The following is an 11119-nucleotide window of genomic DNA, read 5'->3' as shown; positions in this document are numbered from 1 at the left end:
CGATGACCATCAACAACACGACCGACACGACCGACACGACCTTTCCCGCGATCGAAGCGATCATTCCTCATCGCGGCACGATGCTGCTGCTGGACGCCGTGACCGCGTGCGACGACGAGACGCTGACCGCGCACGCCACCGTGCGCCCCGACGCGTGGTACGCCAACGAGCACGGCGCGATGCCCGTGTGGATCGGCATCGAACTGATGGCGCAGAGCGTGGCCGCCCACGTTTCGCTGATCGCGATACGCGCGGGCGGGCGCGCGCGTCCCGGCGTGCTGCTCGGCACGCGCAGTTATCAGGCGCATGCGAGCGCGTTCGCAAGCGGCGCGCGACTCGCGATCCGCGTGCGCGAAGTGCTGCGCAGCGAAGAAGGCCACGGCGCGTACGAATGCACGATCGAACACGACGGCGAGCGTTACGCCGATGCCGTCATCAAAGTATTTCAGCCCCATGATTTTCAGACGTTCATCGAAGGGAGCGTGAGCGCATGAGCCGTCGAGTTCTCGTAACGGGCGCGAGCCGTGGTATCGGCCGCGCCATTGCTTATCAACTGGCCGCGGACGGCTTCGCCGTTTCCGTGCATTGCCGCACGGGCCGCGCCGAAGCCGAAGCGGTGACCGCGGGCATCGCCGCGCAGGGCGGATCGGCGCGCGTCGTCCAGTTCGACGTGCGCGAGCGCGCCGCCTGCCGCGCGGCGCTCGAAGCCGACGTCGCCGCGCATGGTCCGTACTACGGCGTCGTGTGCAGCGCGGGCGTGACGCGCGACGCCGCGTTTCCCGCGCTGACTGGCGAAGACTGGGACGTCGTGCTCGAAACGGGCCTCGACGCGTTCTACAACGTGATCCATCCGTTGACGATGCCTATGGTCCGCGCGAAGCAGGGCGGGCGCATCGTGACGATCGCATCGGTGTCGGGCGTGATCGGCAATCGCGGGCAGGTGAACTACAGCGCCGCGAAGGCCGGGCTGATCGGCGCGGCCAAGGCGCTCGCGGTCGAACTCGCGTCGCGCAACGTGACGGTCAACTGCGTCGCGCCGGGGCTGATCGAAACGGGCATGCTCGATAACGTGCCCGTCGAACAGGTGTTGAAGACGGTGCCGATGAACCGCGTGGGCCAGCCGGGCGAAGTGGCCGCCGTCGTCGGCTTTCTGATGTCGGATGCGGCGTCTTATGTAACGCGTCAGGTCATCGGCGTGAACGGCGGGATGATCTGATGAAGCGCGTCGTCATTACGGGCATGGGCGGCGTCACGGCGCTGGGCGATTGCTGGAACGATGTCGAAGCCGCGCTGAAGGCGGGCCGCAACGCGGTGCGCCGCATCGACGAATGGGACTTCTTCGAAGCGCTGCATACGCGCCTCGCATGTCCGCTGCCCGCGTTCAGGCAGCCTGCGGACTGGCCGCGCAAGAAGACGCGTTCGATGGGCCTCGTCTCGATGTACGCGGTGCGCGCGAGCGAACTCGCGCTCGCGGACGCGGGCCTCGCCGGCGACACGTCCATCGGCGACGGGCGCATGGGCGTGGCGTACGGTTCGTCGTCCGGCTCGGTCGCGCCGATACGCGCGTTCGGCACGATGCTCAACACCGGCTCGATGACCGAGGTCACGTCGAACAGCTACGTGCAGATGATGCCGCACACGACCGCCGTCAACGTGAGCCTGTTCTGGGATCTGAAGGGGCGGGTGATTCCGGCGTCGTCGGCGTGCGCGTCGGGCAGCCAGGCGATCGGCTTTGCATACGAAGCCATCGCGACGGGCAAGCAGACGATGATGCTCGCGGGCGGCGCGGAAGAATTGTCGGGACCGGCCGTCGCCGTGTTCGACACGCTCTACGCGACGAGCACGCGCAACGAGGAGCCGCAGCTCACGCCGCGCCCGTTCGATGCGAAACGCGACGGCCTCGTGGTCGGGGAAGGCGCGGCGACGCTCGTGCTCGAAGAATACGAACACGCGAAGGCGCGCGGCGCGACGATTCACGCGGAGATCGTCGGCTTCGGCTGCAACTCGGACGGCGCGCACATCACGCAGCCGACCGCGAGCACGATGGCCCGCGCGATGCAGCTCGCACTGGACGACGCGCGGCTCGATGCGCAGGCGATCGCCTATGTGAACGCGCACGGCACATCGACGGATCGCGGAGATATCGCGGAAAGCCAGGCGACCGCGCAGATCTTCGGCGAGCGCATGCCGATCAGCTCGCTCAAGAGCTTTGTCGGGCACACGCTCGGCGCATGCGGCGCGATTGAGGCGTGGTGGACCATCGAGATGATGAAGCGCAACTGGTTTGCGCCAACGCTCAATCTCACCGAGATCGATCCCGCGTGCGCGCCGCTCGATTACATCAGGGGCGAAGCGCGCGCGATCGACGCCGAATACGCGATGAGCAACAATTTCGCGTTCGGCGGCATCAACACGTCGCTGATTTTCCGGCGCGTTCGATGAGCGGCACGCGGGTCATGCAACGCGTCGTCGTGACGGGCATGGGCATCGTCTCGTGTCTCGGCAATTCGCTCGACGACGTGAGCCGCGCCTTGCGCGAAGGCCGAAGCGGCGTCACGCGCATCGACGCGTGGCGCGAGCGCGGCTTTCATTCGCAGGTTGCGGCGGTCGCGTCGGTGGCCGGCGAGCCGCCGTTCAGCCGCAAGCTGGAGCGCTTCATGGGCGACACGGCGCGCTTCGCGTGTCACGCGGCGCTAAAGGCGATCGACGACGCGCGCCTCGACGACGCGACGCTGCATTCGCCCAAGACGGGCGCGGTGATCGGCTCGGGCGTCGGCGCGATGGCGGAGTATGACTTGGCGATGGCCGCCGTGCGCGCGCATGGCGTCGACCGCGCGCCGCCTTATACGATCCCGCGCGCGATGAGCAGCACGGCGTCGGCGAACGTCGTGCAGGCGTTCGGCATCGAGGGCGTCGCGTATTCGCCATCGTCGGCCTGCACGACATCCGCGCTCGCCATCGGGCAGGCGATGCAGCTCATCCAGACGGGCCGACAGCAGGTCGTGCTCGCGGGCGGCAGCGAAGCGCTGCACGACAACATGACGCTGATGTTCGATGCGATGCACGCGTTGTCGCGCAGCTTCAACGACACGCCCGCGCGCGCTTCGCGTCCCTACGACACCTCGCGCGACGGCTTCGTGATCGGCTCGGGCGCGGGCGTGCTGGTGCTCGAATCGCTCGATCACGCGCTTGAGCGCGGCGCACGCGTCTACGCGGAGTTAACCGGTTTCGGCGAGAGCACCGACCACGCAGGCATGGTGACGCCGCACAGCGAGGGCATCGCGCGCGCGTTGCGGATGGCGCTCGGCGTCGATGCATTGCCCGAGTACATCAACACGCAGGCGCCGTCCACGCCGCTCGGCGATGCCGAAGAACTGCGCGCGTTGCGCGACGTATTCGGCGCGCGCGTGCCGCCGTTTTCATCGACCAAGAGCATGACGGGGCATTCGATCGGCGCATGCGGCGCGCAGGAGGCGATCTATACGCTGCTGATGATGCGCGACGGGTTCATCGCGGGAACGGGGCGCGTCGAGTTTCCTGATCCGCTCGTCGAGGGCATGCCGCTCGTGCAGACCACGCGCGAAGCACGCATCGAGCGTGCGATGTCGGTGTCGTTCGGCTTCGGCGGAAGCTGCGTGAGCCTGATGTTCAACAGGGTTTGAGCGCTGCCTGTCGGCGCGGTTACGGGCTTGAATCGATTAACAAACGGAAGTGAAGAAGAATGAAAACAAAGTTCGTGTCAGGGATCATCGCCGGCATTGTGATTTCGCAAGCCGGATGTACGACGCAGATTCGCTCGCTGCCGGTGCCCGCCGACGTGCAGGCGCAAAACAAGCAAGGCGTGCCGCTGTATTTCGGCGATCAGCCGCATGCGAAAGTGAAGACGCTGATCGAAACCAAGGAAGTTCGCGCGCGGGTCGCACGCGAAATGAGCGGACAGGACGCGACGTGCAATACCGCGCTGAATCAGGCGCTCGCACAGTTGCGCGATTACGCGAGCGCGCATCACGCGAACGCGGTCGTCAACGTGACGACGCGCTTTCAACACACGGAAACGTCGTCGTCGAAGGAGTTCACCTGCGGTTCGAGCAATAACGGCTCGACGATCGCAGTGCGCGGCGATGTCGTTCTGCTCGAAACCGAATAATCACGCAAGCACGAGGTTCGGAACATGAAGCGTCAGATGATGTGCGTAGCGTTGATTGCGGGCTTGATGTCGTCGCAAGCGTTTGCCCGCGATACGGTCGCGAACTATTCCGTCGAATCCGCGCTGAAGAGCGAGAGCGGCAAGGTCGATCCGGACATTGCGCTCTATTTCGCGGGACAGAAACATCCGGGCGTCGCGAAGTCGTTCGGCGAATTCGCGACCAACAAGAAGACCAACGCGTTCAACAAGAGCGATGAAGCGGCGTGCCAGCACGTGTTTCTGTCGGCGGTGCGCGAGTTGCAGGATCGCGTGCGCAAGGAGGGCGGCAACGCGGTCATCAACATCAAGAGCAACTACCGCAATGTCGAGTTCGAAAGCGCGACGCAGTTCAGTTGCGGCGCGGGCGCGATGGTCGCGGGCGTCGCGCTGAAGGGCGAAGTGGTGACGCTGAAGAAGTGAGGCAGAGACGAAAGCGCGGCGCGTTGTTCAGATGCGCGCCTCGCTTCGCACTCAGTTGGTTTTGATGGCCGCGACGTTGACGAGCGTTTCGCGCCGCTTGCCGGGCTTGGGCGTGTAGAGGCCGATACGCTCCAGCAGTCCGAAATCTTTCGCGCGGCTCCACCACAAGTAGGGCAGCGAGACGTTTTGGGAACCGAAGCTGAATCCGCCGTTGCGGATCATGTCGAGATAACCGTCCGCGCTCTTTTGCACGTGCATCGGATGGCGGAACAGCAGGCGGATGACCCACGACTTGATATACGCATCCGTGGATTCGGCGAAGAGCAGCACGCCGCCCGGCTTGAGCACGCGGCGGAACTCGGCGAGCGCGCATTCCTGCTCGACGAGATGATGAAACGTCTGGTGACAGAAGACGATATCGGCGCTCGCGTCGCCGAGTGGCAAATTAGCGCAGTCGCCGTGCAGCACTTCGATGCGCGTCGCCGCTGTGGCAGCATCCTGCTCGCACGCGCGCGCGGCCTTGATGGCGAGGTCGAGCGAGGGCTTGTGAAAGTCGATGCCGACGATGCGTCGCGGCGCAAACGCTTTCGCCAGCAGTCGAAACGAAATACCCTGGCCGCAGCCGACATCGACGATGGTGGGGCGAGCGGGCAGGGGGCCGTCGATCAGGCCTTTGAGGTCATCGATGGCGACGCGCAGCACGTGATGTTCCCACGTATGCGTGCGCAGGAACCAGACGCCGAACGCCGTTTCGGAAACGAACGGCACGCTGGATGATTCGGTGTTCTGCACAATTGAATCCGGTAAAAAAAGTAGTAACTCTTTGATGCGGGGGTGGCTGGATTGTAATCGTTGATTCGGCGCGCGAGCGTCGTATTTGCCCTACGGTTCGAAGCCGTCCTCATGAGAAATAGCAATGAATAAGGAATGTTCGATGAATGCCTCCGTCGATGTCGCGATAATCGGAGCCGGCCCTTCGGGCGCGGTCGCAGCGGCGCTGCTGCGAAAAGCGGGACGGTCGGTGCTCGTGCTCGAACGCAGCACTTTCCGCGCTTCTCGATCGGCGAAAGTCTGCTGCCGCAAAGCATGGCGTATCTCGAAGAAGCGGGCATGTTGCAGGACGTCGTCGAGGCGGGCTTTCAGTACAAGAACGGCGCGCAATTCGTCCATCGCGATCAGGCGGCGGCTTACGATTTCCGCGACAAGCACTCGGACGGCTGGGGCACGACATTCCAGGTCGAGCGCGCGGTGTTCGACGATCTGCTGATTCGCCGCGCGGCGAAGCAGGGCGCCGAAGTGCGCTTCGGCCATTCGGTGCTCGCGATGAAGACGGGCGACGCGCCGGTGCTCGAAGTCGCCGACGAAGCCGGCACGCGATATCAAGTGCATGCGCGCTTCGTGTTCGATGCGAGCGGCTTCGGCCGCGTGCTGCCGCGTCTTTTGAATCTCGAAGCGCCGACGCGCCTGCCGACGCGCGCGGCGATCTTCACGCACGTGCGCGACGGCATTCCGCCCGAAGCGCACGATCGCAACAAGATCACGGTCGCCGTGCATCCCGACCATCGCGATGTGTGGTACTGGATGATTCCGCTCGCGAACGGACGTTCGTCCGTCGGATGTGTCGCGGAAGCGGCGTTTCTCGGTGTGGCGGAAGCGCAGCGCGAGGCGAAGCTACGTGCCCTGATCCGCAGCGAGCCGACGCTGAATCGCTTGATCGGCGATGCGCCTTTTCTGATGCCTGTGCGGCATATCGGCGGTTATTCGGCGAACGTCGAGCGGCTGCATGGTCCGGGTTACGCGCTGCTCGGCAATGCGGGCGAGTTTCTGGACCCCGTGTTTTCTTCGGGCGTGACGATCGCGCTGCGATCCGCGCATCTCGCCGTTCAGACGCTGGAGCGTCAGTTGAAGGGCGAGGCCGTCGATTGGCAGGCGCACTACGATAAGCCGTTGCGCAAGGGCATCGATACGTTCCGCGCGTTCGTCGAAAACTGGTACACGGGGAAACTGCAGGACATCATCTTCGCACGCGAACAGACGCCGGCCATCCGCCGGATGATCGCCGCGGTGCTGGCCGGGTACGCGTGGGACGAGACGAATCCTTATGTCGTCGAACCGGTGCGGCGCTTGAACACACTGCACGAGGTATGCACGCGGCGCGATTGACAGGCAGTCTTTATTCGGCGATGCGCTTGAAGCTGACGTAGTAATCGTCGGTGTAATAGCAGTCGCCGGTCTGCTTGCGCGGTCCGCCGCATACGATTCGGCGCTGTCCGCGATCCGTCGAGCCGGGCGTGCGGACCGTGTACGCGTGGTAATAGCCGCGCGGATGCTTCGGCAGCAAAGAAGAACTGTTACGGAACAGGACGCCGTCCTCGCCGAAAGGGAAGGGGCCGCCCGCTTTGATCAGCCGGAGTGTTTCGGCGGCTTCCCTCGGCAACTGCGCCTTCGTGATGTCGCCCAGCAGGCCCGATGCGGCGGTTGCTGCGCTCGCGCCCTGTACCGGCTGTACCGGCGCCTGGCTCGCGGATGCGCCCGATGCGCCCGATGCATCCGTGGCGCTTTGCGATCCGCCCTTGCCGCATCCGCAGAGGATCGCGCTCGAAGCAACGATGCAGGAGAAAAGCCACGCTTTCTTCACGAAACGGTTCCCCATTCGTTGGCGAGAATTCGACGACACGGATGGATGTAAAGGTATCGCTAATAGCGAAGCGAATCAACGTTCGTCTGGGAATTGGCGCTTTTTGTCGGACAAGCGGCGTCCGAATCAAATGTCCGATATCGACTTGATCCATCCCGCGAGCACCGCGAGAGCGAGCGAGACGATAGCGGCCTTTTGCGCGAACGAAAGACCATGGCGCGGCGCGGCGCCGAGCCACTTCCCGCGCACATTCCCGGCACCCGCGCCCGCCATCGCGCCCGGGAATGTCGCGAGCGACGCCACGCACAGATAGAGCAGAACCGATGTCAGACTCGACTCCAGCGTCGAGTTCGCGTTCAGGTCGATTGTCACCAGCCCGCCGATGCTCATCACGATGCCCGCGACCGACCCGGCGCACAGGCCATAGAGCGCATTGAACGCGCCCGGACGCGACGCGGCCGTGATCGCCGCCAGCGCCGCCACGAGCGCGATGGGCACGATGAGCGCATAGCCGCTGCTGCCCGCGCGCTCCGCGATGCGAAGAAGCGCGGAGAACGGCGCGTGGATCGCAACGCCGACGCCAACGGGCAAGAACGTGCGGTATCTCAGCAGTTCGATCCAGAGACAAAACACGAGCCCGGCGACGATGCCTGTCGATATCGCGCGGGCTGGACGGAATTCGGCGAGACGCAGCGAATGTTCGACATGCGGTTCGGCATCGAGAAACACCCAGCCGGATATGGACCGTTCGCGGCGCGCGCGGCCGAACCATCGCGCGGACCAGGGGAAGAGCCATGCCGCGAGCGCCGCTCCGACCAGCGGCGGCGCAATCATGACGAGCGACGTGTAGAACGTATTGTGCGGCCCGAGCGCCACGAGCGATGCCGACGCAAACGCGCCCCACGCGAACATGCCCGCGACCATCGCGACGGAGATGCCGCCCGTCAGCATCAGCACCGGCAACGGCGAGCTGCTCTTCACGGTCACGTCGACCCACGCGGCCGCCGCGCGCGCGATCCAGTCGGATATCAGCCAGCATCCGATCATCGCGAAGAGGAGGGCGATGACATGAACCTCGAGCAGCGTCGTCGCGGTGTCCACGCCGATGCGAGGCACCGATGCGCCGCCCCAGAGAAACTCCGCGCCGATCAACAACTGGTTCAGGAAGTAGCCGAGCGCGAAGACCGCGCCGCAAGCCGCCGTGCCCTTCACGGGATCGCGGCCGTTCAGCACGGCCGCGTAAGCGCCGCGCCAGATGCCGGTGCTGAGTGCGCCGATCGCGAAGGTCATCACGACGAGCGGCATGACCAGCGTCGCCACGACGGACATGCGCGCGAGCGCGACCGTCGAACCGGCAGGAACGAATCCGATCAACAGACCCTGCGCCGTCTCGATGACGACGCTCGCCGCAAAGCCGATGCCGAGCGCATCCCACTTGCCGAGTCGAAAGAGCGGCGTGGTGTCGACGAGCACGGCGCGACGCGCCTCGCCGCGCGGATGCAGACTCAGCCAGGCAGCCGGGCCACGCGGCGCGGCGGCGCCCATGCGCGCGAGCACGCGATCGACCTGCGCGGCCGATCCATCCCATTGCGACGCCTGCACATCCGCATAGAACTCGCGAACGCGCAGCACCGACGCGCCGGAAAGCAGCACGAGCGCGATCCATAACGCGGTCTTCGCGAGCAGGAACAAGGACTCTTGCCAGACGCGCCCGCCGAACAGCGTGATTCCTATCAGGGGAACGACGCTCACGATGACGAACGCGAGGCAGGCCGAGATCGTCATGAAGGTCTTGTCGATGTCCCGATTGCGAATGTGCGCCAGTTCGTGAAGGATGATCGCGCGAAACGCGGACCGGTCGGCGTAAAAGTAGTGCGCAACGAAGGCGCCGCTCAGCGCGACGTAGTAGTCGCCGCGTCGTCCGAATGTCACGGGCAGACCGTTCGCGAGCGGGTTCCAGACGAAGGAAGGCGGCGGCCTCAATTGCGCTTCTTCGCAAAGGCTGATGAGTGCACCGAAGAGGCCGGGAGGATCGTCCTTGCCGATCGGCGCGAGATGTTCCGTCTTCAGCTTCCAGCGGGGAAAGAACCAGTAGACCAGCGCCCCGAACGCGAGCGTGACGATAACCCCGACGATTTTCCACGCCGATTGCGGCCTGAGCAGCGCCATGCAGGTTGCAACCTGCGCAGCGAATCCCGCGCGCAGTTCCGACGCCGCCAGCACGTCCTGCGCGCGCAGGCTGGATTCGAAGACGTTGGTGACGATGTTCGACGCGCAGGCCGTCAGCGCGTCTCTTCCTTCGAGATGGAAGCTCTCCCAGAAATGCGCGTAAAACTGGCTGCTGATGCAGACGACGAGAACGATCAGCAGATCGAATCGCAGCGTAATGTCAGACGGAAAGGGCAGCGGATTGAGCCGCCGCCGACGCCGCGCCGAGACGTCGATTTCCGGCACGGTGCAATCACTCTTTCGGCAACACGAACTGGGCGACGACGGCATCGGCGAGCCGTTGCGTTTGCGCGGATTCGAGACGCAGGCGTTCGCCGGCCGCGATCACGTGCCGATGGACTTCGCCCAATTGCTCGCTCGTCAACGCGGGTGCGGTGTCGGCATCGGCCTCTTCTCGCCGGAACATCTTCCTGACGAGCGTCGAAACCTCTTCGCCGACGGCGGTTTCCGTCGCCTTGAGCGCAATGCCGCCCAGTATCGGCACGATTTCGGAAACGACCTGAAGGATGAGCGGCGTGATGAGGATCGAGAGCGGATCGGTGCCGAAGCCGAGGGCGGCATCGCGGCCTTTCGAGGCCTTCTTCGCGGCGGCCGGATCGGCGAACCAGGCCGCGCTGACCGTCGTGAAGAGAGGAAGCTCTTGCGGCGCGATTTGCGTCAGGACATCGCGAGACAGGTCGCGGATCAGATCGCGTTCAGCGGCATTGTCCATGAGCCGGCCTCCGACTGGGAATCCGTGGTGTTCGGCTTGAACGTTAGGTTTCGCCCTCGCCGATGTCAAAGGGAATTGCTCTGGATAACGGATTGAGTGGGTGATTTGGCCGAATGGGAAAGGGACCGGTCTTTTCCGAAGAGCCGGTTCCGCTGATCGTACGGCTCGCGGGGACGTGGGCACATATCCCGCTCGGGCCTTGGCTGTAGGCGTTATTCCCGGCGACGACCCGAGCCACCGCAGTATCATGCTTGTCGACAAAGTGAACCTTCACCGATATCCATGGAAAAAGCATTCAGCGAGGCGGATCGCGAAGCGGTCTATCGCGCCATTCACGAGCGTCGCGACATGCGTCACTTCGTGAGCGATCCCGTCGCGCCGCCGGTCATGCAGCGGCTCATCGATGCCGCGCTGCATGCGCCGAGCGTCGGCTTCATGCAGCCCTGGCGCATCTTGCGCATCACGTGTGCGGAGATTCGCACGCAGTTGCGGGATGCTGTCGAGCGCGAACGCCTGCTCACCGCCGATGCCCTCGGCGAACGACGCGATGCGTTCATGCGGCTCAAGGTGGAAGGCTTGCGCGACTGTGCCGAGGTGCTCGTCATGGCGCTGATGAACGGTCGCGAAGCGCATGTATTCGGACGACGCACGCTTCCCGAAATGGACCTCGCTTCGGTGGCTTGTGCGATCCAGAACATGTGGCTCGCCGCGCGCGCCGAAGGACTCGGAATGGGCTGGGTTTCCCTCTTCGATCCGCATGAAGTCGCCGCGCTGTTGAACATGCCGGCCGGCGCGAAACCGGTCGCGATTCTTTGCGTGGGGCATGTGGATCGCTACTACGATGCACCGATGCTCGAGACCGAGCATTGGGCGAAGCGGCGTTCCATCGACGAATGTGTGTTCGAGAATGAATGGCCTTCGCCAAGGGATTAGC

Annotated in this window: 11 protein-coding genes and 1 pseudogene; 8 read left to right on the top strand and 4 right to left on the bottom strand. The window is 64.6% G+C overall.

Annotated elements, in window-relative coordinates; translation table 11 throughout:
- Positions 1-2 precede the first annotated feature (2 nt).
- The 6 genes from NCS28_RS28865 to NCS28_RS28840 are packed head-to-tail and all read left to right on the top strand — an operon-like array spanning position 3 to position 4606.
- Positions 3-494, top strand: coding sequence for a hotdog family protein (locus tag NCS28_RS28865; protein ID WP_250517195.1), 492 nt, complete (start codon positions 3-5; stop codon positions 492-494).
- On the top strand, positions 491-1216 hold the full coding sequence (locus NCS28_RS28860) for a 3-ketoacyl-ACP reductase FabG2 (protein ID WP_250517194.1): 726 nt from the start codon (positions 491-493) through the stop codon (positions 1214-1216). The genes NCS28_RS28865 and NCS28_RS28860 overlap by 4 nt, the downstream gene beginning before the upstream one ends.
- Positions 1216-2442 (top strand): beta-ketoacyl-ACP synthase, encoded by a 1227-nt coding sequence (locus tag NCS28_RS28855; RefSeq protein WP_250517193.1) that lies wholly within the window; start codon positions 1216-1218, stop codon positions 2440-2442. Before NCS28_RS28860 ends, NCS28_RS28855 begins: the two co-directional genes overlap by 1 nt.
- Positions 2439-3662: a beta-ketoacyl-[acyl-carrier-protein] synthase family protein gene (locus tag NCS28_RS28850; RefSeq protein ID WP_250517192.1), complete on the top strand. Its 1224-nt coding sequence runs from the start codon at positions 2439-2441 to the stop codon at positions 3660-3662. The genes NCS28_RS28855 and NCS28_RS28850 overlap by 4 nt, the downstream gene beginning before the upstream one ends.
- Before the next feature lie 59 nt (positions 3663-3721).
- Complete coding sequence (locus NCS28_RS28845; protein ID WP_250517191.1) at positions 3722-4147, top strand: hypothetical protein; 426 nt, start codon at positions 3722-3724, stop codon at positions 4145-4147.
- Between the two features lie 24 nt (positions 4148-4171).
- Positions 4172-4606, top strand: a complete 435-nt coding sequence (locus tag NCS28_RS28840; protein ID WP_250517190.1) for an excinuclease ABC subunit A — start codon at positions 4172-4174, stop codon at positions 4604-4606.
- Positions 4607-4657: 51 nt separating this feature from the next.
- On the opposite strand, the gene NCS28_RS28835 is transcribed toward NCS28_RS28840, so the two are convergent.
- Positions 4658-5374, bottom strand: a complete 717-nt coding sequence (locus NCS28_RS28835) for a class I SAM-dependent methyltransferase (RefSeq protein WP_502801246.1) — start codon at positions 5372-5374, stop codon at positions 4658-4660.
- Between the two features lie 148 nt (positions 5375-5522).
- Between NCS28_RS28835 and NCS28_RS28830 the strand changes: the two are divergent.
- Positions 5523-6769: pseudogene (locus tag NCS28_RS28830) on the top strand (NAD(P)/FAD-dependent oxidoreductase).
- A 10-nt stretch (positions 6770-6779) separates the two neighbouring features.
- Here the strand turns inward: NCS28_RS28830 and NCS28_RS28825 are convergent.
- From NCS28_RS28825 to NCS28_RS28815, 3 genes are all read right to left on the bottom strand, one after another.
- The gene (locus NCS28_RS28825) at positions 6780-7244 is read right to left on the bottom strand and encodes a ribonuclease (RefSeq protein ID WP_250517188.1); all 465 of its coding nucleotides are present in this window, start codon (positions 7242-7244) and stop codon (positions 6780-6782) included.
- A 126-nt stretch (positions 7245-7370) separates the two neighbouring features.
- Positions 7371-9698 (bottom strand): M48 family metalloprotease, encoded by a 2328-nt coding sequence (locus tag NCS28_RS28820; protein WP_250517187.1) that lies wholly within the window; start codon positions 9696-9698, stop codon positions 7371-7373.
- A 7-nt stretch (positions 9699-9705) separates the two neighbouring features.
- Positions 9706-10185 (bottom strand): hypothetical protein, encoded by a 480-nt coding sequence (locus NCS28_RS28815; protein WP_250517186.1) that lies wholly within the window; start codon positions 10183-10185, stop codon positions 9706-9708.
- 282 nt (positions 10186-10467) lie between these two features.
- Between NCS28_RS28815 and bluB the strand changes: the two genes are divergently transcribed.
- Positions 10468-11118 (top strand): 5,6-dimethylbenzimidazole synthase, encoded by a 651-nt coding sequence (bluB, locus tag NCS28_RS28810; protein ID WP_250517185.1) that lies wholly within the window; start codon positions 10468-10470, stop codon positions 11116-11118.
- Position 11119 lies beyond the last annotated feature (1 nt).

Origin of the sequence: Caballeronia sp. INDeC2, assembly GCF_023631325.1 — a bacterium.
Taxonomy (GTDB): domain Bacteria; phylum Pseudomonadota; class Gammaproteobacteria; order Burkholderiales; family Burkholderiaceae; genus Caballeronia.
This window is presented reverse-complemented; position numbering and strand designations above follow the sequence as displayed.